We start from the raw sequence: 21,386 nt of genomic DNA, 5'->3' as shown, positions 1-21,386 counted from the left end.
GAGGCCCGCGCTGATGCCGGCGCCGGCCTTGAATTCGGACCAGGTGAGCCTGGGCTACACCACGCAGCTCAGGCGGCACAGCGAAGCCGACGCCCCGGGCGCCAGCGATGCCGTTACCCGCGTGCAACTCGGGAACTGGCGCGGGCACAGCTCAGGGATGCCGGCGCAACGCTGAACCCGCACTGTCAATGAAACGCAGCGATACGCTGCACAAAGAGGATCAACACGATGAGGCGACAGCTTCGAAACGGTGCCCTACTGCTGGTTGCCACCCATATGGCTGGTTGCGGCGTGGGCCAGGCAGTCAAGGACAGCACGGTGGAGGCCACGAAATGGGCCTTCACGACGCAGGTCAAGACCATGAGCCTCGATCTCACCAGCCGGCCGTCGTTAAATGCAAACGGCGCCGGACAATCGTTGTCGACGGTGGTGCGGATCTACCAGTTGAAATCGCCGCAGGCCTTTGAACAGCTGGGCTATGCGCAGTTGCAGACGAATGACCTCGAATCCCTCAAGGCCGATCTGCTAGCGGCCAGGGACGTGGTGCTGCGCCCGGACGCGAGCGTAAGCCTGAGCGAGCCGATGCATGCCGACGCGCAGTATGTCGGGGTCATTGCCCTCTTCCGGAGTCCGGACAAGGAGGCGACCTGGAAACTGATGGTGCCGAAGAAGCAGTGGAAAAAGACCGATCCCGTGAAGAGCGAAGTGCGAGGCAGCACGCTGGAACTGGCGGGAGCCTCCTTTGACGGTCCTGCCCGTGGACGGTAGACGGCATCATGCTGGCCGGGGTCGGACCTGGGTACCGGTTCATGGAAACGTCGCGGATGCTGACTATGCGCAGCTGGGTGCCGGGTGGCACTCGTTCCAAAGTGATTGCGTGCCAACGCGCAGTCACTTATCCTCCATCTCATGAACCGCGTGCAAACCCCTTCGATTATTCGCACCATCCCCCGGATGGTGGGTTAGCGCGTGGCCTGAGCACACAAAGCAACCCGCCCCATGAGGCGGGTTTTTTGTTTCCGTCTCCCGGGGCTTTCATCGCCAAGGAGATTGAAATGCAGCCACACAACGTTCCCTCGTCCCGACCACCCGCCACCCTTTATATGGTCTGCGGCAAGATCGGCGCAGGAAAATCGACGCTGGCGAAGCAACTCGCGGCCCGTCCGGCGACCGTGCTGATCAGCGAGGACGATTGGCTGTCGCGCCTCTACCCTGGGGAAATCCGGGCGATCTCCGATTATGTCCGCTGCGCCGGCAGGCTGCGAGACGCCATGACCGGCCACATCGAGGCACTGCTGCTGGCGGGCATGTCGGTCGTGCTCGATTTCCCCGCCAACACGCCGGCCAGCCGAAGCTGGGCCAGGGCCATATTCGAGCAGGCGGGCGTACCGCATCAGCTCCACTATCTCGATATGCCGGACACCTTGTGCAAGGCACGCCTGCGCGCCCGCAATGCCAGCGGCACGCATGCGTTTGAGACCAGCGATGCGCAGTTCGATGAAATCACCCGATACTTCGTTGCGCCATCGGAGGGCGAGGGTTTCCACGTGATCCGGCATGAACCTGCCACTGTAGCCGTTGCCGGCTTGACGCCATCCTCCTGATCCGGCGCAGCATCGAGTGCGGGAGTGCCCTTCCGTTATCATGGCCAGCGGATTCAACCATTGCCGGATGGCCTCCTATGCCGTTGATGTTCGAGCTTGCCTCCCCGCTGCCAGTGCGCGCCAGCCAGGCCTGGCACCGCGCGACCACGGCGGAAGGCATCAACGATGAGTTGTTTCCCTGGCTGCGTATGACGGCCCCGGCCGCCATGCGAGGCAGGACGCTCGACGAGCTGCCGCTTGGCGAGCGCCTCGGCCGCAGCTGGCTGCTGGCGCTTTGCGTGCTTCCGGTGGACGCGGACGACATCATGCTGGCGGAGGTCGGGCCCGGGTACCGGTTCAGGGAAACGTCGCGGATGCTGACCATGCGCAGCTGGGTGCACGAGCGGACGATTCGCGATACGGCCGATGGCTTTTGCGAGGTACGCGACCGGCTGGCTTTCAAGTTGCGGGGGCCTGCAGCCTGGCTGCCAGGTTGTGAAGGCGCAATGGTCGCCGTGGTGAGATGCCTGTTCCGGCACCGGCACGCGCGGCTGGCGCGATGGGCCAGACGTACCAAATCTCTCACGCCGCCCGTTCATTCAAAATAATTCAACAACTGGTTGAGATTGTTCCCACCAACTGCGCCGGCAGATGCCTAGACTTGCTTCACCGGCCCAGCAATCAAACGACCAACGCGATGCAGGCCACATTCAAATATTTCAAATTTCTTTGAGGCCCATATCATGAACGCCAACGCTACCCAGATCGCCATCGTCTACCACAGCGGCTACGGCCATACCGCCAAGCAGGCACAGGCCGTCGCACGCGGCGCCGCCAGCGTCGATGGCGTGGAAAGCCTGCTGATCAGCGTCGACGACATCGACCAGCACTGGGACACGCTCGAGAACGTGGACGGCATCATCTTCGGCGCGCCCACCTACATGGGCAGCGCATCGGCGCAGTTCAAGGGCTTTATGGACGCCACCTCGCGCAATGTCTTCGCCAAGGGCGGCAAGTGGGCCAACAAGGTGGCGGCGGGCTTCACCAACGCGGCATCGCGTTCGGGCGACAAGCTGGCCACACTGCAGCAGATCTCGATCTTCGCCGCCCAGCACGGCATGCACTGGGTCAACCTTGGCCTGCCGCCGGGACACAATAACTCGAAGTCGACCGAGGATTCGCTGAATCGCCACGGCTTCTTCCTGGGCGCGGCCGCGCAGTCGAACGCTGACGAAAGCTCGGATGTGGTGCCCCCGCTGGCGGACCTGCGCACGGCCGAGCACCTGGGTGCGCGCGTCGCGGAAGTGGCGCAGCAACTGGCGGCTGGCCGGCAGGCGCTGGCGACGTTGAAGAAGGCGGCCTGAAGCGCTTCCCGCAAGTCCGCTCCGCGCGATTGAATCGTTTCATGCCCATGCTACACTGCCGGCATCAGGAAACGACGAGATCCGCGGAGTCCCATGAAGAAGACCACTGAAGCGCAGCGCAAGCCGACCCTGAAGGACCTGGCCGAGCAAGCGGGCGTTTCGGTGGGTACCGCATCCAATGCGATGGCGGGACGCGGCGGGCCCTCCGCCGAGACCGTCACGCACGTGGTCGAGGTCGCTCGCAGGATCGGCTACGTCACCAACGCCGCCGCCCGCAGCCTGCGCTCGCGGCGCTCCCGGCTGGTGGCCTGCCTGGTGCCCGATATCACCAACCGCTTCTATGGCGTCATCGTGCGCGCGGCCGAACACGTGCTGCGCGAAGCCGGCTACACTTTGCTGCTGGTAGACACGCATAACGACACCGAACGCGAATGCGAGTTGCTGCTCGACGTTGCCCGCGTCGGCGTCGACGGCGTGCTGTTTGCGCCCGGCTCCGAAAGCTCGGCCAAGCTGCAGCAGCAGATCGCGCAAATCGATGCGCCGCTGGTCATCCTCGACCGCGATATCGCCCCGGACCGCCCTAGCGTAAAGGTGGACCATTTCAGCGGTGCGCTGAAAGCGGCGAACTACCTGCTCGACCTCGGCCACCGTCGCATCGCCCTGCTCTTCCCCAGCTCGCACCTGCGCCCCGCGCGCGAGCGCTGGCATGCCTTCGAGACGGCCGCCGCAGCGCGCGGCGCTACCGGAGCACTGGACCTCGTGCGCATCGACACAAGTTCGATGGATGTCGCCTTCTCGCAATGCCTGGCACTGTTCCAGCAGGCTGCGCCGCCTACCGCCATCTTCGGACTGGGCACCACGCTGCTGGCCGGCGCGCTAAAAGCGGCACGCCAGTGCGGCAAGGACATTCCCGGCGACCTGTCGGTGATCTGCGTGGGCGATACCGAACTGGCGCAGGTGCACACCCCCGAGCTGACGACCCTGAGCTGGAGCCTGCAGGATATGGGGCGCCATGCGGCGCAGTTGCTGCTTGCCGAAATGGAACCGCAGGCGCAAGGCAGCGGCGAATCCACCCCCACCGGGCACCTGATGCTGACCTGCGACCTGATCCTGCGCGAGTCGTGCGCCGCAATCGATGCGCGCACGCGCAGGAAGCCGCTACGGCCAAGGGCAAAGAGCGCGGCCAGCTAAGGCTTGCTTCCCACAGGGCATCTTCGCGTCTTGTCTTTATTCCGCGTCGCCGCAGCCAGTCGTTTACCCTTGACTTGAAACGTTTCAATCCTGTGCTATATTTTTCGCATCCCCATCGGCGCGGGGCCATGAAAAGGGATCACCACGGAGACAGGCACAGCATGCCGGACAGCAATCGCAAGGGAATGAACCGGCTTGCCGGCAAGGCAGCCATCGTTGTCGGCGCGGGTTCGATCGGCGCCGACACCAGCAACGGCGCCGCCGCCGCCATCGTCTATGCACGCGAAGGCGCAGCGGTGCTGTGCGTGGACCGCGACCTGGCGCTGGCCCGGCGCACCGCGAGCCAGATCGAAGCCGAGGGTGGACGCGCCAGCGCCTTCGAGGCCGACGTGCGAGACGGTGCGCGGCTGGCAGCCATGGTGGACGCCTGCCGAGGGCACTACGGCCGCATCGACGTGCTGCACAACAACGTGGGCATCGAGGAGATCGCCGAACTCGAAGACATCACCGAGGAATCCTGGGACCGCGTGTTCGACATCAACCTGAAGGGCGCCATGCTCGCCTGCCAGAAGGTGATGCCGCACATGATCGCGCAGGGTGGCGGCTCGATCATCAACATCTCTTCGATCGCCAGCCGCAGATGGGGGCCCATGCCCTTTCTCTCCTACAACGCATCGAAGGCCGCGCTCAACCATATGACGCGCATCCTTGCGCGCCGCTATGCGGCGGAGCAGGTGCGCTGCAACGTGATCCTGCCCGGCCTGATCGATACGCCGCACGCGGCCCATCTCACGGATGGCGACGCGGCGGCGGTGCAAGCCGCGCGCGAGTTCCGAAACAGCCGCTGCCCGATGGGCCGGCAGGGTACGCCATGGGATATTGCATACGCGGCGCTGTTTCTTGCATCCGATGAATCGCGCTATGTGACCGGTCTGGAGATGGTCGTGGATGGCGGGCTGGGTCTGTGACCGGCAGGCCCGAAGCGCCGGACAGGCCCTGTAGCACATCACAAAGAAGCAGGAGACACCCCAATGCCCCACTACCTCGCCACCGCCTCGCTCCTCGTCGCGCTCGCAGCGCCCGTGTCCGCCACGCAAGCCGCGGAATCCCCCGCCGACTATCCTTCCCACCCCATTCGCCTGTTGCTGCCGATCTCCGCCGGCTCCGGTGGCGACATTCTCGGCCGGGTGCTCGCGGAACGCATGTCGGCGATCCTGAAGCAGCCCATCGTGGTCGAGAACAAAGGCGGTGCCTCCGGCATCATCGGCACGCAAGCCGTGGCGCGCGCCGCACCTGACGGCTATACCTTCACCCTCGGCGGCGCCACCACGCATATGTTGAACGCCGCCGTCTACACCAAGCTGCCCTACGATCCGGTCAAGGATTTCACCGCCATCGGGCAAGTCGGCACGGCCGCAATCCTGCTGGTGGCCAGCAACGATTTTCCGGCGAACGACCTGAAGGAGCTGGTGGCGTACACCAAGAGCCATCCCAACCAGGTGCAGTACGCCAGCTGGGGCACCGGCTCCACCGGACAGTTCTGCGGCGAAGTGCTCAAGCAGCTCGCCGGCGCCTCGATGACGCATATCCCCTACAAGACCGTGCCGCAGGTACTCAACGACATTGTTGCCGGGCATATCAAGCTGGGTTACGTCGACATGACCTCAGGCACGCCCTTCGTCAAGTCCGGCAAGGTCAAGGCGCTTGGCACCTGTACCTCGCGCTCGCCCAGCCTGCCCGGCGTGAAGAGCTATGTCGACGAGGGCATCGATTTCGACCGTGTGTTCCGCTGGGGACTCTATGTACCGGCCGGCACGCCGAAGCCGATCGTGCGGAAGCTGTCGGACGCATTGAACCAGGTGCTTGCCATGCCGGAAATCAGGGTGCGCCTGCTGGAAATGGGCATCGCCGCCACGCCGATGAGCGGCGAGGAACTCGGCAGGCTGAATGCCCGCGACATCCCGGCATGGAAGGAAGTTGCAAGGACCGCCGGCGTCACGCAGGAATGAGCGGCTGCCCCGCGCCATCGAACCAAACCGGGTCAACACATCAACACATCAACGCATCAACGCATTCACGACGCATCATCACGGAGCCCAAAACATGGATAGTTTGTCTCTAGCCCGCATCCAGACCGTTCGCGATCACATGGCCCTGGAGTGCACCCGGGAATGGGACGCCGTCATCGCCACATTCGCCCACCCGCGCTACGAGATGCACGGCGGCGGCGCGGTCTTCGATGGCGAGGAAGCGGTGCGCGGCTACTTTGCGTCGTCGCGCACACCCTTTCCCGACCAGGCCAACGAGATCATCGCCATTGCGGCCGCGGACGACACGGTGCTGGTGGAGTTCTGGCTCACCGGCACCCATCTCGGCCCCCTGAAGGCAAACGGCACCGTGTACCCGCCGACGGGCCGCGCGTTCCGGGTGCGCATGGCGGCATCGTTCGAGTTCGCGCCAGGCAGCGACAAGATCGTTTGCGAGAGGCCGTATTTCGACCAGGGGGCGAAGTTGCGCTCGCTGGGGCTGGCGGCTGGGTAAAGGGCACTCCCCAGCCGCGGGATCACGGTGGAGGTATCGTCACCTCGCCACTTCGCCATGGCGCCGGCACCTGGCCGGCCCAGCCTTGTTCTATGTTGCCGCGTGGTCTAGCGTTACAGCAGCCGAGCCGCATCGCCGCGAGGCAGTGAATGGGGAGCACGGATGCAACCGCCCGCTACGACACATCAGCACCGCTCGGCACCGCCGCGCCTGACGCCCGACCTGGTGGGGCGCATTGCGCGCAAGGTCGAGGACGCCGGGCCCGCCCCTGGCGTCGTCGTCCACAACGAGGCCGACTACGACGCATCCCTGGATGCGCTATTGGCCGCCGGCGCGTGGCACGGCCAGGACATCTGGCTGTTCGCCTATGGCTCGCTGCTGTGGAACCCGGGCTTTGAGGTTGACGAACAGATGCCAGCCGCCCTGCACGGCTGGCATCGTGCCTTCTGCATCCGGCTCACACGGTTCCGCGGTACGCCCGAACAGCCCGGGCTGATGATGTCGCTGGTACCGGGTGGCAGTTGCCGTGGCGCACTGTATCGAATCGCCGGGGACCGGGCAATGAAGGTCCTCCGCATCCTTTGGCGGCGGGAGATGACCGTCAAGCCGCCCACCAGCCCACCCCGATGGGTGACCGCCAGGGCGGGACAGACCCCCGTGCGCGCCATCGTCTTTGCCGCCGATCGCAAGGGCCGCAATTTTGTCGGCGGCGTGACCAACGAGGAAATCGCAAGCGTGCTGAGCAAGGCAGTCGGCCATTGGGGATCCGGTGCCGAGTACCTGATGCAGACCGTTGATCACCTGGAGCGCCTTGGCATCCGGGATGCCAGTCTCTGGAACCTGCAGCGGCTTGTCGCCAGAAACCTGGCCGATCTTCGAGCCACCGGCACGCAGTCAGGCGCGGGACACCACGAGTAGCCACGCCGTCAGCCAGCCTGTCAGGCCGGTTCATGGCCAGATACCAAGGTCATCGTTTCCGAATTTTGATAATTGCCGAAACGATGGCTGAAAGTGGCATGAACGGCCCTTCTTGCGTCCGCGATGTCACCTCGGATATCGCGCAGAGATCTGCCGCTGCCCCGCCGCCGGCTGCAAAGACCTACATCGGCTCAAGCACCGAGAGGATGTTGCCCGCCGGATCCTTGAACCACGCAATGACAGGGCCGCCGCTGTCCCGGCAGATCCCGCGTTCGTCGGTCTTCAGCCCAGGCAGGTCGTAGATCTCGAACCGCACGCCGCGCTTGCCCAGCTGTTCCACGGCGCGGTCCACGCTTTCCACGGGAAAATTCAGCACGGTAAACGTGGCTGGCGCATGGTTTGCCTTGGGATAGAGCAACACGTTGTTGCCGCCAGCAAGGTACAGCGTCAGCACGCCCCCGGTCTTTGTCACTTCCAGGCCCAGCGTTCCGCCATAGAAGTCCGTCGCTTTTGCGATGTCGTCGACCGAGAATCCGCTGAATGCATGACTGTCGCGCAACATGGATCGCTCCTTGATATGACTTCGGCATGCGCAGGTCCCGCCCACTCCGTCCTGCGAGCCTATGGCCCAGTATTGTTCATCGTGGCGGGGGACTCAAGCCGGCAACGCTGCGGCATGCACAGCGGGATGAATCCGTCCCGGGACATGGTGCATGTCCCGCACAAAGTGCACGCTTTCGCGCAACAAGCGCCTGCTCTATGCTTGGTGGTGAAGGGTTTGGCGGCATGGGCATGCTGCCGCGCGGCCGCGGGTGAATGACCGATTCCCTCGATGCATAGCCGGAGAGATCAATGCGCGCCCTGATCTTTTGTTCCGTGCAATTCCTGCTCGCGGTCACGTGGACGCTATACCTCGCGTTTCTTCCGCAACTGGCGGCGCAGGCGGGCATTCCCCGGGAACATGCCGCCTGGATCCTGTTGATGGACCAGGTGATCTTTGTCGCCATGGATTGCGCGCTGGGCATTGCCGCGGATCGTGTCGCGAATGCGATGCGGCATCTTGGCGGGTGGATACTGGCCATGACCGTGGCTTCGTGCGCCGCGTTTGTCCTGCTGCCGCACGCGACTTCACCAGTGCTCCTGATTGGCCTGACCGCGGTGTGGGCCGCGACATCTTCGGCGCTGCGCGCGCCGCCCATGGTGATCATCAGCAGGAGCATGAAGACTTCGGCCACGCCGTTCTTTGTGGCGTGCTCCTTTCTCGGCCTTGGCATCGCCGCCGCGCTGGCGCCCACGCTTACCGTCTGGCTGCGCGGTATATCGCCGACCTTGCCCTTTGTCGTTGCAAGCGCGGGCCTCGTCGTGGCTGTCGCAGCGTTACGCTGGGCCGAGACATTGCCTGCGCCCCTTGTTGACGATGCAGGAATGACAGCACGCGGCGCTGGGCGTGCGCGGATGATCTGGCTGTTCTTTGCTGCCGTCTGGTCCCTGGCGCTGGGATTTCAGATCCACACAACTGTCAACTCGGCGCCGGCATACCTGAAATTCATGCCGGCGTCCGATCTGGTTCGCGTCATGCCGGCATTCTGGATCGGCTTTGCGCTGTGCGTGCTGTTGCCGGGATCCGCAGTCTTCAGGCGCCTCCCGGCCTATGTTCTGCTGCTGGCGGCCACCGCGCTTGGCACGCTGGCCCTGTTCGGATTCGCGTCGGCGGCTTCCCTTGCCGGGGTCCTGGCCATGCAATGCGTGACAGGCGGGCTGTGGGGAGTGATCTTCGGCACCGCTGCGAACGCCGCCATTGATGCAGGCCATGTCGGGCGTGAAGGCTGCTTCACCGGGCTGGTGTTCGCGCTGTCCGCGCTCGCCGCGTTCACACGGATTGCCATCGTCACGTCAGGGGCCAGCAAGCATCCGGAGATAGCGGCCCTGTTGCCCTGGTTGCCGCCGCTTGCCTGGAGCGTAGCTGCGATACTGCTGGCGCTGTTTGTCGCGCACAACCTTGCCTACCTCGCCAGGCGGATGCACGCGACGCGCTGCGCGGCCGATTCCGGATAGGCCGGGATCCAGCCCTCGCCAGGCCCGCATGCGCGGATCTGGCGAGATGCTGGCGTGGCGGGTGCTGCCAGCCACTCACGTATTGGCGCCGTCGGTGTAGACGTCGAAGCTGCGCGAAGGCTCGGCCGATACGCCCCTGCGGTCCATGCCGGAGACCATGCGTCCACCGTCGGTGTAAGGGTCGACCATGCGTCCGCCGTCGGTGTACGGATCGACCATGCGGGCGCCGTCACTGAAGGTGTCGAACTTGCCGCTACGGCCACCGTCGGTGAACGCGTCGGTCTTGCCAGTGCGGAAGTTGTAGCCGTATTTGTCACCGGAGACGGTACTGTCCCGCGGGCCGGAGGCGTAGGCGGTACCTCCCAGGAGAGCTGCGGCAATTGCGGCGGCGGTGATGGCGGTACAGGCGAATTTGCGATTCATGATGTGCTCCTTCGAAGTGGGGGACGAACGCCGCGAAAGGCGCTCTACCTTCCCACAGAGCACACGCCATGCCATGGGCGCGGGGCCACGCGGTGTGCACGGAAGAGCCCAAAACGGGGAGCAAATGATGGGGCGCGGCCAACAACCGGCTGAACGCGTCGGTCGTGGCCCAACACCCTGCGCGGATGGCCTTTTGGTGGCTGATGGCAAAAATGCTGTCAAGCTCCCCGCGCGCGCCTGCGCGCCGGCTGCGCTATCGATTCTGGCTTGCCGTCTCGCCCGCTTCGGAGCGCCGGAGGGCGCGGTCGCATTTTTTCAGCAGCATCCGGGGCGATTGCTCCTCGTCGAGCTTCTTCCCGGCGGCAGCCAGCATCTCTGGCAGAGCAGGGTCGCGCGCCGCCTCGGCCATGGCTTGCCGGTCCCCGGCGTCCAGCTTGCCAAGCTCCGTCTGCAGGGCTGCCGTGTAGCGAGCCGCATTCGCGGGATCCAGCTTCGCGCACGCCATCGGGAAGGCAACGATGGAGGCGTACATCGCCACCTTGAATTCCGGCGTCAAGGGGCCGCAGGACGCGTCGGGTGGGCACTGTGCCGTGGCGAAGCTGCTTGCCGAATGCAGTATCAAAAACATGACGCCGGCTGGCTTTCTGTACATGCTGGTAGCTAGTCCTTATGCCGGCCCGCTCACCGCGTCCCTGAGCGGCAACCAGATTTCCACCGTGCCGGTTCCCGCGACAGGATCGAAGTCCGCGCTATAGCGCTCGAAATCGGGAGCATGCCCCGACTGGAAGCCTGATGCCGGCAGCCACGTTTGCCAGATGGTGCGGCAGGTCACGTGCAGCGTCGAGATATCGCCAGCATGCTCGAACACGGCATAGCGCTGCGGGTCTACCTTGATGGAGCGAAAGGACGGTGGCAGCCCGTCCGGGCTCCGCACCTCGACACCGGCGACATACTCGAAGCTGCCGTCCTTCCCGGGATTGCAGCACAAGCCGTAGGTGATCCAGCCCACCTGGCCCGGGACCTGTCCGATATAGGGAATGAACGTCTGCCAGAGTGCCGGGATGCCCGCGTGCGTGTCCGGCGTGAAACGGTCGCTGAGTCCGGCTACCCATAGCGTCGGGCCGGTTTCGAAACGTGGCGAAGGGAGATCGGCGGCTTTCGGTTCTTGCATGCGTACAGGCTCCGTCAAGGGAATACAAAAGGAACGTCTCAAGGAACGGCTATGGGCGACGCACGACAAGCGCTGCGCCGGGTATCACAGGAAACAGCCCGACAGCGCCCGCGGCGTCCCCGGTCAAGAACAGCGCCTGCGGCGTATCCGGGCTGACCGAGGTTCGGGAGCGAGCAAGTTTGACCATGGCGGCATGGTACCCCGGCGAAGCACTCGGGAGGAACATGCGCACGCCGATAGCGCCCATGCCGGTCTCCGGGCTGCTCAGCCTGCAAGCGTTCGCGGCACCGGCCGCACGGAAGACCCCGTTCGGACGAGGTTGCCTGCTACCCCTTGCGGACCGCGAGCGTAGCCATCTATGTCGAACTGACGACACGCATGGGCATGCCGGCGCAGGAAGCGGCGGACGCGTAGCCGCCCGGCCCTCATCAACCCCGGCACGGGGTTTATCCGGATCAGCAACTGCCAAGCCGCGACAGTCTTCCCGCGGCGCGCTGCAGATAATCGCTCCAGGCAACGGATGGCGGCACCAGCCGCACCGATCCGCAGATTGCCCCACATGGAGCTACAACATGACCGTTTCCTCCGAACTCAAGGCACACCGCGAACGCCTTGTGCTTGACCACTTTGCCGACGAAACGCGGCAGGATTTCGACGCGGTGCTCGCTACCTTTCCGCATCCGCACTATGAGCTGATCCCGAGCGGCGAAGTGCACGACGGCACCGATACCGTGCGCCAGTACTACATCGACAGCCGCAAGGCCTTCCCCGACCAACGGCACGAGATCATCCAGCTTCGTCACACGGACGATTCCGTCATCGTCGAGTTCTGGCTGCTTGGCACGCACCGCGGCCCGCTGCGCGGCCTGCCGCCGACGGGCAATGCCTTTCGCTGCCGCATGATCGCGCTGTTCATCTTCGAAGACGAGCGGCTGGTCTGCGAGCGCGTGTATTTCGACACGCTGACGATGATGCGCCAGTTGCTGGCCGGAACGCCGCCCGAGATATTGCCCCGGCTGATCGGCGGCCTGCTGGGGCAGCCGCAGGCGCACCAGGCCGAACCTGCCTTTTGAGCATTGCCACGCTGGGGGGAAAGAGAACAAACAAAAACGATAAAGCAAAGACCACAGGAGACACCGCATGAAACGCGAACCCGATCCGTCCGGCCCGTTGCCGCTCTCCGATTTCGACGGCGCCCGCGGCGCGCCCGCCCCGCAGGACCGCTTGCGCGCGCTGCGCCGCGCGGGGCAGCAGTTCCGCGAACAGTTCCTGGAGGAGCCGCCGGTACGGTTCGCGCGCAGCTTCAACCTTTTGCGAGTCCCCTACCCTGCCTGGTATGCGTTCAACGGCGTGTACTCGCAGCAGATGCTCAAGCCGCACCTGATCCACCTGCTATCGCGCATGACCTTGATCCAGTACGAGGACTTCGCGGGACAGTTGCGCACGCTGTTGTTCACTCCCGCGGACTTCGAGGCGGGCGCCGAGACGCCTTACTTCAAGCGCATGGGCACGCAGACGCCGCAATTCCTGCACAGCACCATCGCGCCCGTCTACGCCACCGTGCCGCAGGCGCTCGAGCGCTGCGGCGTGGCGCCGGAGCAGATCGACTACATCACCTACGATCACCTGCACACGCAGGACGTACGCCGCTGGCTCGGCAGCAACGGCCACGCCGGGCTGTTGCCGAACGCCAGGTTGCTGGTGCACCAGCAAGAACTGGCCAGCGTGCACGGCCTGCTGCCGGTACAGGCCGACTGGTACTGTCCCAATGGCCTGGCGGGCGTGCAGCCGGAACGCATCGTCGCCTTCAGCGGCAGCGTGCGCCTGGGGCGCGGCCTGGCACTCGTGCATACGCCAGGACATACGGAAGGCAACCACTCGCTGGTGTACCGCGCGCCAGACGGCATCCGCGTCAGCAGCGAAAACGGCGTCTCGGCGGATAGCTGGGCGCCTGCGAACTCGCGCCACAACGGCATCCGGCGCTTTGCCCGCGCCACCGGCGCGGAAGTGATCCTGAACGGCAATACCCAGGAGGGCAGCAACGACCAGTACCTGTCGATGGTGCTGGAGAAGACCATCGCGGGCACTTCGGAAGCCCATCCGTTCAGCAATGTCGTGCCTTCGTCCGAGTGCACGCCGTACTGGCTGTTCCCCGGCGCGCCATCCAGCCACCTGTGGGGCGAGACCGCATTCGGCGAACTGGCAGTCGCAAAGACTGCCGCGCTCCAGGAAGACAGGAGCGCCGCGCAATGAATACCGTCACCCTGACAAAGCGGGTCTGCATGGTGGCCGGCGATCCGGCCACCGACAGCGAACTGTTCCGCAAGATCACCTGGCGGCTGCTTCCCCTGCTGTGCATCTGCTACGTTTTCAACTACCTGGACCGGACCAACGTCGGCTACGCGCAGTTGCAGATGCGCGAGGATCTAGGCTTCAGCGATGCTGTGTTCGGCCTGGGAGCCAGCATCTTCTTCCTCGGCTATGCGCTGTTCGAGGTCCCGAGCAACCTGATGCTGGCGAAGATCGGTGTGCGGGCCACGCTGCTGCGCATCATGGGCCTGTGGGGGCTGGCGTCGGCGGCCATGATCTTTGTCAGCACGCCCACGCAGTTCTATGCGCTGCGGTTCCTGATCGGGGTGCTGGAAGCCGGCTTCGCGCCGGGCGTGCTGTTCTACTTCACGCTGTGGTACCCGTCGCGGCGGCGGGCGCAGGCCACGGCGCTGTTTTTCATGGCTTACGGCGCCGCGCCGATCGTCGCGGGCCCGCTGGCCGGACTGGTGATGACCTTTCTCAACGGCACGTGGTCCTTGCGGGGATGGCAGTGGCTCTTCCTGCTGGAGGGCATCCCGAGCGTGTTGCTGGGCATCCTGGCCTTCTTCGTGCTGGCGGACGGGCCCGCCCGGGCAAGGTGGCTGACCGCCCCGGAACAGCAGCGGGTAGCCCGCCTGCTCGAAGAGGACCAGGCCACGAATGGCAACCGCACCAGCCACGGCTTCGGCGCCGCGCTGCGCGACGGGCGCGTGTGGCTGCTCGGCCTGATCTCCTTCCTGGTCATCCTGGGCATCTATGCCTTGTCGTTCTGGCAGCCGACGTTGCTGAAGATGATGGGGCTGAGTGTGCTGCAGGTGGGCTTCTACGCAGTGGTGCCGGCGGTCGCCGGCATCGCGGCCTCCGTCGCCGTGGGACGCCATTCGGACCGCACCGGGGAGCGCCGCTGGCATTTTGCCGTGGCGGCGCTGGTTGGCGCGCTCGGCTTGTCGCTCACCACCATGTTCATGCACAGCCCGCTTGCCGCGGTGTTTTGCCTGGCGCTGTCGTCGGCGGGCGTTGCCAGCGCCTTCACCATCCTGTGGACCGTTCCCGGCAGCATCCTGGCGAACCGCGGCGCGGCCGGCGGCATCGCCATGATCAGCACGATCGGCGGCAGCGCCGGCCTGGTCGCACCGGTCATGGTCGGCGCGATCAAGGCGGCGACAGGCGGCTTTGCCTATAGCCTGTACATCCTGAGCGCCGCGCTGGTGCTGGCCGCGCTGATCTTCGTGCTGGCGTTTCCGATGCGCGCATTCCGCCCCGCCGGATCACGGGGCGCATCGTCCTGACACGTACCCATGTCCACACCGTTTCTGCGCAGACCGCTGTCCCCGCTCCCGCTTTGCCTGGGTCTGGCCAGACTCACGCATTGCCGCGGCGCGCGTCGAGGCTGAACCGGCCAGCGCCGTAGGCCACGATCTGCAACAAGCCGCCTGCCATCGCGATGTTCTTGAAGAAGTGGATGAACTGGTTCTGGTCCGCCAGGTTGGCATGGAAGGCCAGCGCGGTGGCTGCGCTGAAGACGGCGAGAATGGCGGCAACCAGACGCGTGCGGTAGCCCAGGACCAGGGCGAGGCCGCCCCCCAGTTCCACCAGGACTGCCAGTCCCAGGGCCAACTGCGGAAACGGCAGGCCCACCGACTGGATGTAGCCGACCATGGCCGCCGGCGCGGCAAGCTTGGACGCGCCGGACAGCAGGAAGATGGCGCTGACCAGAACACGGCCGAGCAGCGTCAGGCCCGCCGTGGCGGGGGATTCAGAAAAGGTGCGGCTCCGGGCGTCAAGCTGAGCGGTTTGAGACATGATGATTCTCCATTCGGTTTGGCCGCGCCGCCTTGGCTGGCCGGTTGAAACAAGCGATTCGGATTGGTCTGCGGCAAGACGTGCGCTGCACGGCTGTATTTCCGCATGGCCGTTGCTTCACTTTGCGTTACCTTGCATTGCGTTGCGCGGCCGATGGATGAAATGTAGGCGCGTTTTTACGTACGCGAAACTGGGATAATATGGATCGAAACGTTCGATGAAATCGATAAGATGCCCAATCCCGGTACGCCGACGCTGGATCAGCTGAAGGTCTTCCTGACTGTGGTGGATGTGGGCAGCTTTGCCGGCGCGGCACGAAAGCTGAGCCGGGCGACCTCGGTCATCAGCTATACGATCGCCAACCTGGAGAACCAGCTCGGCGTAGCGTTATTCGACCGCACGACCACGAAAAAACCGCAACTGACCGAGGCCGGCCGCACCGTGCTGGCCGAGGCGCGCACGGTCTACCTGCACATTGAGGGGTTGCGCGCCAAGGTAAAGGGCCTGCTGCAGGGCCTGGAGGCCGAACTCCATCTGGTGGTGGACGTGATRCTCCCCGCGGCACGGGTGGTGGATGCCCTGAAGGCATTCCGCGATGCATTCCCCACGGTGGCGCTTCACTTGCACATGGAGGCGCTTGGGGCGGTGGCGCAGCTGGTGCTGGACCAGGGTGCCACGATTGGCGTCAGCGGGCCGCTCAGCGCAGTCACGGCAGGGATCGAGCGCATCGGGATCGGCGGCGTCATGTTGCGGCCGGTCGCGGCTCCGGGCCACCCCCTGGCCAGCGCCAACCCCAATCCGCCAGGCGCCGGACGGCACCACGTGCAACTGGTGCTGTCGGATCGCTCCCCGCTCACGCGTAACGTGGACTTCTCGGTGATCGGCACGCACACATGGCGCCTGGCCGACCTGGGTGCCAAGCACATGCTGCTGCGCGAAGGTATCGGCTGGGGAAACATGCCGGTGCCGATGGTGCAGGAGGATCTCGACTCGGGCCGCCTGGTCCTGCTCGACCTGCCGGACTACAAGGGTGGCCTATACCCGTTCGATGCGATCTACCGGACCGACACGCCGCCCGGCCCCGCCGCCTCGTGGCTGATCTCCCGCTTTGCCGGCCAGGCCGCGGACTGAGCTCCGCCCCTTCAGCGGGATGCGCCGCCGGACACCGGCAGCTCAAAGCAAAACACTGTCCCCCTGCCAGCCCGTTCCACCAGCCGGATCTGGCTGTGATGCAACTGCAGCATGCGCTGGACGATCAGCAAACCCAGGCCGCCACCGCGATGCGCGCCGCCGGAACTGAACGGCCGCTGGAACAGGCTGTCGCGCAGTTCCGGCGGAATACCGGGGCCGGTATCGCTGACCGTGACCGACACCTTGCCCTCGCGCAGGGCCAGGTCGACGTCGATGGCGCCTTCGGCGGGCGTATGGCGGATGGCGTTATCGAGCAGGTTGGTCAGCACCCGCTCGATCATGCCGAGGTCGGCCGTGACGGCGGGCAAGCGCTGCGGGATGCCCGCGCGCAGCCGCAGATGCCGCGCTTCGGCCGGCAGCTCGAACTTCTGGAAGACATCCTGCAGCAGGTCCACCAGTGAAAAATCCTCCAGCGCTGGCTGGACGATGCCGTGCTCGAGCCGGGCCAGCTCGAAGAGCGATTGCGCCAGGCGGCCCACCTTGAGGCTTTGCGCGAGCGCGATGGACAGATAGCGCTTGCGTTCGGCTTCGCTGAGCGTGTCGGCCTTGAGCGACAGCGTCTCCAGGTAGCCATGCAGCGAGGTCAGCGGCGTACGCAGGTCGTGGGAGATGTTGGCGACGAGTTCGCGCCGCTCCTGGTCCTGCTTGGTCAGCGCGCGCCATTGCTCGGCGATGCGGTCCGCCATCTGCGCGAAAGCCGCCTCCAGCGCGACGATTTCATCGCGCGTGTTGGCGGACGGCGGGCGCGGCACGCGCGGCTGCGCCGGCGGCGCGGCGTCGGCATCGAAGCGGCGCATCGCTTCGGTCAGGCGGCGCAGCGGCCGGGTAATCAGCCCGAACGCCATCAGGCCCGCGAACAAACCCAGCAGCGCCACCAGCCCCATCGACCACAAGGTCGTCCGCAGCACCGAGTTGGCTGACGCCCTAGCCGCCAGTTCGTCATGCGCCTCGCCCAGCAGCACCACGTAGATATAGCCGGAGGGCTCGCCGCCGCCCGCGCGCAGCGGCGCCGCGCTGAACACCTTGCGCCCGCCGGCGCTGCGCGGGTCGTCGCCGAGGATAGGCAGCGGCTCGCCGGCCAGCAGGCGTTGCACCGGCTTGAGGTCCACCTGCTCGCGCTGCAGGTGGCCGGCCGGCGCGTCGTGTCCCTGGATGCGCCCCTGGCTGTCCAGCAGGTACACCTCCACGCTCGGGTTCACCACCATCAACTGGCCGAACAAGCGGCGCAAGGCATCCGGCTTCAGCCCGTTCGCATCCATCAGCGACGCGTTGCGGGCGATGTGCCCGGCAAGCCCGCGCGACAGGTCCTGGATGACCTCTTTCTCGCGCATGTCGTTCGAGCGGACCTGCAGCCAGGCGGAGGCGCCGCAGCAGGCCAGCAGCAGCACGGAGAAAACGAGCGACAGCCGCTGCGTCAGGGTGAGGCGCCGGCTCAGGTTCAGGCCGAGGTTCACGGCGCATCCCCCTGCGCCGCCGCGGGTCCCGCCGCGAGCTTGTAGCCATGCCCCCAGACGGTCAGGATGCGGCTGGGTTGCGCCGGATCGGCTTCGATCTTGGTGCGCAGCCGGTTAATATGGGTGTTGACCGTATGCTCGTAGCCCTCGTGCTGGTAGCCCCAGACGGCATTCAGCAGGTCCATGCGCGAGAACACCTTGCCCGGATGCCGGGCGAAGAAATACAGCAGGTCGAACTCGCGCGGCGTCAGTTCGATGCGCCGGCCGTCCACGGTGGCCTCGCGCGTCAGCGGATCGATCGACAGGCCGCCAAGCTCCAGGCTGCCGGCGTCGATCCGCAGGTCCTTTGCCATCGCATCCACCCGCCGCAGCAGCGCCTTCACGCGCGCCACCAGTTCAAGCACCGAGAACGGCTTGGCGAGGTAGTCGTCGGCGCCGAGTTCCAGGCCGAGGATGCGGTGCACCTCGCTGGACCGCGCGCTGGTGATGATGATCGGCGTGTAGCGCGCCATGGCGCGGGCGCGCCGGCATATCTCCAGGCCATCGACGCCGGGCAGCATCAGGTCAAGGATCAGCGCGTCCCAGTTGCCCTGCTCCAGCAGGCGCAGGCCCTCGTTGCCGTCGGCGCTGTGCACGACGTCATAGCGCTCGTCGCGCAGGTGCAGGCTGAGGATATTGGCGATGTCGACGTCGTCTTCGACAATCAGGATGCGCTTGGGGTGATCCACTTGGGGTGATCCGTTTGAGGTGATCCGGTTCTGGCCTCGGGGCGCGATCCCGCTCGCGCCTGGCAGGGCAGCCGCGGCAAGTGCGCCGGCCTGGCTATTGTGCAAAATTTCGAGGCATTGAGTTATCACAATTAATTTAACCTTTCGTGAGGACTTCGGGATTGCGCCAGGCCTACGATGCGCCAACGATCAGCAACGGGCGGCCGCAACGGCCCGCCAATCAAGGCCAGGAGCACATCATGGGAAGCAGAAGGCGCTTTTTGGTATCGGGTAGTGCCGCCGTGGCGGCACTCGCAGCCGCCAGCGGATGGCGGGCAATGGCGGCCGGGCAGCCGGGCGCGGGCAAGCCCGCCGACACCTTCGAGGTGGTCCGCTCCGACGAGCAATGGCGCCAGGTGCTGACGCCGGCCCAGTACAACGTGCTGCGGCAGGAAGGCACGGAGCGGCCCTACAGCAGCCCGCTGAACGACGAGCATCGTGCCGGCATCTTCGCCTGCGCGGGGTGCCAGCTGGATCTCTTCTCGTCGCGCACGAAATTCGACAGCCGTACCGGCTGGCCCAGCTTCTGGGCGCCGCTCGACAACGCGGTCGGCACGCGCACGGACCGCTCCTTCGGCATGTCGCGCACGGAAGTGCACTGCCGCCGTTGCGGCGGCCACCTGGGCCACCTGTTCGACGACGGCCCCAAGCCGACCGGGCTGCGCTACTGCATGAACGGCCTGGCAATGGCGTTCAAGCCGCAAGCCGCCTGAGCCCCCGGGCATCCGGGCCTCCAACCCCAACCGCGAAGATTCCATGCTCCTCCTCGTCCTTGCCTATCTGGGCGGCGCGCTCACCATCCTGAGCCCGTGCATCCTGCCCGTCCTGCCCTTCGTGTTCTCGCGGGCCGACCAGCCATTCGTGCGCAGCGGCCTGCCGCTGCTGGCAGGCATGGCGCTGACTTTCGCGGGCGTGGCAACGCTGGCCGCCGTCGGCGGCGGATGGGTGACGCAGGCCAACCAGTACGGACGCTGGCTGGCGATTGCGCTGCTCGCCGTATTCGGCCTCACGCTGCTGCTGCCGCGCCTGGCGGACCGGCTGATGCACCCGCTGGTCAGCGCCGGCAGCCGGCTCTCCGCGTTTGCCCAGGCCGATGGCCGGCAAGTCCGGCCGGGCTCGTCGTTCCTGCTGGGCATCGCCACCGGTTTGCTGTGGGCGCCTTGCGCCGGCCCGATCCTGGGCCTGGTACTGACCGGGGCCGCGCTGCGCGGCGCCAGCGTCGGCACCACGCTGCTGCTGGTGGCTTATGCCGCCGGCGCGGCCACGTCGCTGGCGGTCGCGTTGCTGATCGGCGGCCGGGTCTTTACCGCGATGAAGCGTTCGCTGGGCGCGGGGGAATGGGTCCGGCGCGGGATCGGCGCCGCCATGCTGCTCGGCGTGGCCGCCATTGCACTGGGGCTGGACACCGGCGTGCTGGCGCGCGTGTCGACCGTGGCCACCGGCGGGATCGAGCAGCACCTGGTCGACCGGCTGTCGGCCAGGCCGGCGCCCGCGCAGGATGCGCAAGCCGGCCCGGCGATGACCGCATCGTCCGGCGCGATGATGCGCGCGGCGCTCGGCGGCCCGGCACCGCTGCCCGTGGAAGGCCAGTTGCCGGCGCTGGCGGGAGCCGTGCAGTGGCTGAACTCTCCCCCGCTCACGGTGGAGGGATTGCGCGGCAAGGTGGTACTGGTGGATTTCTGGACCTACTCCTGCATCAACTGCCTACGCACCCTGCCGTACGTGAAAGCGTGGGCAGAGAAGTACCGCGACCAKGGSCTGGTGGTGATCGGCGTGCAYGCGCCGGAGTTYGCCTTCGAGCGCAATATCGATAACGTGAAGAAGGCCACGCGCGACCTTGGCATCGACTACCCCGTCGCGGTCGACAACAACTACGCGATCTGGCGCGCCTTCAACAACCAGTATTGGCCGGCGCACTATTTCATCGATGCGCGGGGGCAGATCCGCTTCCACCACTTTGGCGAAGGCGAGTACGCGAAATCCGAGCAGGTGATCCAGCAACTGCTGGCGGAAGCCGGCCACGCCGGCGCGGCGAAGGTAGCCGCGGGGCTGGGCGCCACCGGCGCGCAAGGCGTGCAGATGGCTGCCGACAAGGCGGAGATTCAGTCCGGCGAAACCTATCTCGGCTACGAGCGGGCGGAGAACTTTGCATCACCGGGCGGCGAGGCGCAAGACAAGGCGCACACTTACACCGCACCCGCGCAACCCGCGCTCAACGACTGGGGCCTGGCCGGCACCTGGAAGGTCGGGGCCGAGCACGCGACGCTGGCCGGCGCGTCCGGGCGCATCGTCTACCGCTTCCATGCGCGCGACCTGCACCTGGTGCTGGGGCCGGGCAAGGACGGCAAGCCGGTGCGCTTCCGCGTCACGATCGACGGCGCCGCGCCGGGCGACGCGCACGGCACCGACGTGGCGGCGGATGGCAGCGGCACGGTCACGGAGCAGCGGCTGTATCAACTGGTGCGGCAAAACGGCAAGGTCGCCGACCGCACCTTTGCCATCGAATTCCTCGACGCTGGTGTCGAAGCCTACGCATTCACCTTCGGCTGATGCGCGCACCGGCAACAGACAGCATCAACAGCATCACCAACGGCAATATTCAAGGACAGGCAATC

23 protein-coding genes are annotated in these 21,386 nt (G+C 66.0%); 16 read left to right on the top strand and 7 right to left on the bottom strand.

The window, feature by feature from the left end; all coding sequences use genetic code 11:
* Positions 1–228 precede the first annotated feature (228 nt).
* The 9 genes from tssJ (at position 229) to AC1DN0_RS09155 (ending at position 7,597) form a co-directional block, all read left to right on the top strand.
* The gene (gene tssJ / locus AC1DN0_RS09195; RefSeq protein WP_441626070.1) at positions 229–768 is read left to right on the top strand and encodes a type VI secretion system lipoprotein TssJ; all 540 of its coding nucleotides are present in this window, start codon (positions 229–231) and stop codon (positions 766–768) included.
* A gap of 287 nt (positions 769–1,055) precedes the next feature.
* A complete protein-coding gene (locus AC1DN0_RS09190; protein ID WP_441626068.1) occupies positions 1,056–1,604 on the top strand; it encodes a P-loop nucleotide/nucleoside kinase family protein in 549 nt (182 codons plus the stop codon).
* An 86-nt stretch (positions 1,605–1,690) separates the two neighbouring features.
* Positions 1,691–2,191, top strand: coding sequence for a hypothetical protein (locus tag AC1DN0_RS09185; protein ID WP_441626066.1), 501 nt, complete (start codon positions 1,691–1,693; stop codon positions 2,189–2,191).
* A 135-nt stretch (positions 2,192–2,326) separates the two neighbouring features.
* Positions 2,327–2,947, top strand: a complete 621-nt coding sequence (locus AC1DN0_RS09180; protein WP_441626064.1) for a flavodoxin family protein — start codon at positions 2,327–2,329, stop codon at positions 2,945–2,947.
* Positions 2,948–3,040: 93 nt separating this feature from the next.
* A complete protein-coding gene (locus tag AC1DN0_RS09175) occupies positions 3,041–4,138 on the top strand; it encodes a substrate-binding domain-containing protein (protein WP_441626062.1) in 1,098 nt (365 codons plus the stop codon).
* A gap of 161 nt (positions 4,139–4,299) precedes the next feature.
* Positions 4,300–5,106, top strand: coding sequence for an SDR family NAD(P)-dependent oxidoreductase (locus AC1DN0_RS09170; protein WP_441626060.1), 807 nt, complete (start codon positions 4,300–4,302; stop codon positions 5,104–5,106).
* Between the two features lie 63 nt (positions 5,107–5,169).
* Entirely contained in the window at positions 5,170–6,147 is a 978-nt protein-coding gene (locus AC1DN0_RS09165) for a Bug family tripartite tricarboxylate transporter substrate binding protein (RefSeq protein WP_441626058.1), read from the top strand.
* Positions 6,148–6,241: 94 nt separating this feature from the next.
* Complete coding sequence (locus AC1DN0_RS09160) at positions 6,242–6,679, top strand: ester cyclase (RefSeq protein ID WP_441626056.1); 438 nt, start codon at positions 6,242–6,244, stop codon at positions 6,677–6,679.
* 162 nt (positions 6,680–6,841) lie between these two features.
* On the top strand, positions 6,842–7,597 hold the full coding sequence (locus AC1DN0_RS09155; protein WP_441626054.1) for a gamma-glutamylcyclotransferase: 756 nt from the start codon (positions 6,842–6,844) through the stop codon (positions 7,595–7,597).
* Between the two features lie 181 nt (positions 7,598–7,778).
* On the opposite strand, the gene AC1DN0_RS09150 is transcribed toward AC1DN0_RS09155, so the two are convergent.
* Positions 7,779–8,159, bottom strand: a complete 381-nt coding sequence (locus AC1DN0_RS09150) for a VOC family protein (protein WP_441626052.1) — start codon at positions 8,157–8,159, stop codon at positions 7,779–7,781.
* Between the two features lie 290 nt (positions 8,160–8,449).
* Between AC1DN0_RS09150 and AC1DN0_RS09145 the strand changes: the two genes are divergently transcribed.
* Complete coding sequence (locus AC1DN0_RS09145; RefSeq protein WP_441626050.1) at positions 8,450–9,652, top strand: MFS transporter; 1,203 nt, start codon at positions 8,450–8,452, stop codon at positions 9,650–9,652.
* A 75-nt stretch (positions 9,653–9,727) separates the two neighbouring features.
* Here the strand turns inward: AC1DN0_RS09145 and AC1DN0_RS09140 are convergent, their stop codons facing one another.
* The 3 genes from AC1DN0_RS09140 to AC1DN0_RS09130 form a co-directional block, all read right to left on the bottom strand.
* Positions 9,728–10,075 (bottom strand): hypothetical protein, encoded by a 348-nt coding sequence (locus tag AC1DN0_RS09140; RefSeq protein ID WP_441626048.1) that lies wholly within the window; start codon positions 10,073–10,075, stop codon positions 9,728–9,730.
* A 253-nt stretch (positions 10,076–10,328) separates the two neighbouring features.
* The gene (locus AC1DN0_RS09135; protein WP_441626046.1) at positions 10,329–10,631 is read right to left on the bottom strand and encodes a hypothetical protein; all 303 of its coding nucleotides are present in this window, start codon (positions 10,629–10,631) and stop codon (positions 10,329–10,331) included.
* 111 nt (positions 10,632–10,742) lie between these two features.
* On the bottom strand, positions 10,743–11,246 hold the full coding sequence (locus tag AC1DN0_RS09130; protein ID WP_441626044.1) for a GyrI-like domain-containing protein: 504 nt from the start codon (positions 11,244–11,246) through the stop codon (positions 10,743–10,745).
* A gap of 572 nt (positions 11,247–11,818) precedes the next feature.
* Here AC1DN0_RS09130 and AC1DN0_RS09125 point away from each other — a divergent pair.
* The 3 genes from AC1DN0_RS09125 (at position 11,819) to AC1DN0_RS09115 (ending at position 14,845) form a co-directional block, all read left to right on the top strand.
* Entirely contained in the window at positions 11,819–12,319 is a 501-nt protein-coding gene (locus AC1DN0_RS09125) for an ester cyclase (protein ID WP_441626042.1), read from the top strand.
* A gap of 67 nt (positions 12,320–12,386) precedes the next feature.
* Positions 12,387–13,499: an MBL fold metallo-hydrolase gene (locus AC1DN0_RS09120; RefSeq protein WP_441626040.1), complete on the top strand. Its 1,113-nt coding sequence runs from the start codon at positions 12,387–12,389 to the stop codon at positions 13,497–13,499.
* Positions 13,496–14,845: an MFS transporter gene (locus AC1DN0_RS09115; RefSeq protein WP_441626038.1), complete on the top strand. Its 1,350-nt coding sequence runs from the start codon at positions 13,496–13,498 to the stop codon at positions 14,843–14,845. Before AC1DN0_RS09120 ends, AC1DN0_RS09115 begins: the two co-directional genes overlap by 4 nt.
* A 73-nt stretch (positions 14,846–14,918) precedes the next feature.
* On the opposite strand, the gene AC1DN0_RS09110 is transcribed toward AC1DN0_RS09115, so the two are convergent.
* Positions 14,919–15,359, bottom strand: coding sequence for a DoxX family protein (locus AC1DN0_RS09110; protein ID WP_441626036.1), 441 nt, complete (start codon positions 15,357–15,359; stop codon positions 14,919–14,921).
* Between the two features lie 231 nt (positions 15,360–15,590).
* Here AC1DN0_RS09110 and AC1DN0_RS09105 point away from each other — a divergent pair, with 231 nt between their 5' ends.
* On the top strand, positions 15,591–16,490 hold the full coding sequence (locus AC1DN0_RS09105) for a LysR family transcriptional regulator (protein ID WP_477145666.1): 900 nt from the start codon (positions 15,591–15,593) through the stop codon (positions 16,488–16,490).
* A gap of 11 nt (positions 16,491–16,501) precedes the next feature.
* Here AC1DN0_RS09105 and AC1DN0_RS09100 read toward each other — a convergent pair whose 3' ends face one another.
* Entirely contained in the window at positions 16,502–18,004 is a 1,503-nt protein-coding gene (locus AC1DN0_RS09100) for a sensor histidine kinase (RefSeq protein WP_441626032.1), read from the bottom strand.
* On the bottom strand, positions 18,001–18,732 hold the full coding sequence (locus AC1DN0_RS09095; RefSeq protein ID WP_441626030.1) for a response regulator transcription factor: 732 nt from the start codon (positions 18,730–18,732) through the stop codon (positions 18,001–18,003). The genes AC1DN0_RS09100 and AC1DN0_RS09095 overlap by 4 nt, the downstream gene beginning before the upstream one ends.
* 239 nt (positions 18,733–18,971) lie before the next feature.
* Between AC1DN0_RS09095 and msrB the strand changes: the two genes are divergently transcribed.
* On the top strand, positions 18,972–19,484 hold the full coding sequence (msrB, locus tag AC1DN0_RS09090; protein WP_441626029.1) for a peptide-methionine (R)-S-oxide reductase MsrB: 513 nt from the start codon (positions 18,972–18,974) through the stop codon (positions 19,482–19,484).
* Positions 19,485–19,527: 43 nt separating this feature from the next.
* Complete coding sequence (locus tag AC1DN0_RS09085; protein ID WP_477145665.1) at positions 19,528–21,321, top strand: cytochrome c biogenesis protein DipZ; 1,794 nt, start codon at positions 19,528–19,530, stop codon at positions 21,319–21,321.
* The last annotated feature ends 65 nt before the right edge of the window (positions 21,322–21,386 follow it).

It is taken from the genome of Cupriavidus sp. 05N39 (assembly GCF_056397325.1).
The sequence above is the reverse complement of the archived record's forward strand: the minus strand, read 5'-3'. Positions and strand labels throughout refer to the sequence as shown.

Coding starts and splice junctions, on each gene's coding strand:
- tssJ (WP_441626070.1), top strand. CDS start 229: ATGAGGCGACAGCTTCGAAACGGTGCCCTACTGCTGGTTGCCACCCAT.
- AC1DN0_RS09190 (WP_441626068.1), top strand. CDS start 1,056: ATGCAGCCACACAACGTTCCCTCGTCCCGACCACCCGCCACCCTTTAT.
- AC1DN0_RS09185 (WP_441626066.1), top strand. CDS start 1,691: ATGTTCGAGCTTGCCTCCCCGCTGCCAGTGCGCGCCAGCCAGGCCTGG.
- AC1DN0_RS09180 (WP_441626064.1), top strand. CDS start 2,327: ATGAACGCCAACGCTACCCAGATCGCCATCGTCTACCACAGCGGCTAC.
- AC1DN0_RS09175 (WP_441626062.1), top strand. CDS start 3,041: ATGAAGAAGACCACTGAAGCGCAGCGCAAGCCGACCCTGAAGGACCTG.
- AC1DN0_RS09170 (WP_441626060.1), top strand. CDS start 4,300: ATGCCGGACAGCAATCGCAAGGGAATGAACCGGCTTGCCGGCAAGGCA.
- AC1DN0_RS09165 (WP_441626058.1), top strand. CDS start 5,170: ATGCCCCACTACCTCGCCACCGCCTCGCTCCTCGTCGCGCTCGCAGCG.
- AC1DN0_RS09160 (WP_441626056.1), top strand. CDS start 6,242: ATGGATAGTTTGTCTCTAGCCCGCATCCAGACCGTTCGCGATCACATG.
- AC1DN0_RS09155 (WP_441626054.1), top strand. CDS start 6,842: ATGCAACCGCCCGCTACGACACATCAGCACCGCTCGGCACCGCCGCGC.
- AC1DN0_RS09150 (WP_441626052.1), bottom strand. CDS start 8,159: ATGTTGCGCGACAGTCATGCATTCAGCGGATTCTCGGTCGACGACATC.
- AC1DN0_RS09145 (WP_441626050.1), top strand. CDS start 8,450: ATGCGCGCCCTGATCTTTTGTTCCGTGCAATTCCTGCTCGCGGTCACG.
- AC1DN0_RS09140 (WP_441626048.1), bottom strand. CDS start 10,075: ATGAATCGCAAATTCGCCTGTACCGCCATCACCGCCGCCGCAATTGCC.
- AC1DN0_RS09130 (WP_441626044.1), bottom strand. CDS start 11,246: ATGCAAGAACCGAAAGCCGCCGATCTCCCTTCGCCACGTTTCGAAACC.
- AC1DN0_RS09125 (WP_441626042.1), top strand. CDS start 11,819: ATGACCGTTTCCTCCGAACTCAAGGCACACCGCGAACGCCTTGTGCTT.
- AC1DN0_RS09120 (WP_441626040.1), top strand. CDS start 12,387: ATGAAACGCGAACCCGATCCGTCCGGCCCGTTGCCGCTCTCCGATTTC.
- AC1DN0_RS09115 (WP_441626038.1), top strand. CDS start 13,496: ATGAATACCGTCACCCTGACAAAGCGGGTCTGCATGGTGGCCGGCGAT.
- AC1DN0_RS09110 (WP_441626036.1), bottom strand. CDS start 15,359: ATGTCTCAAACCGCTCAGCTTGACGCCCGGAGCCGCACCTTTTCTGAA.
- msrB (WP_441626029.1), top strand. CDS start 18,972: ATGGGAAGCAGAAGGCGCTTTTTGGTATCGGGTAGTGCCGCCGTGGCG.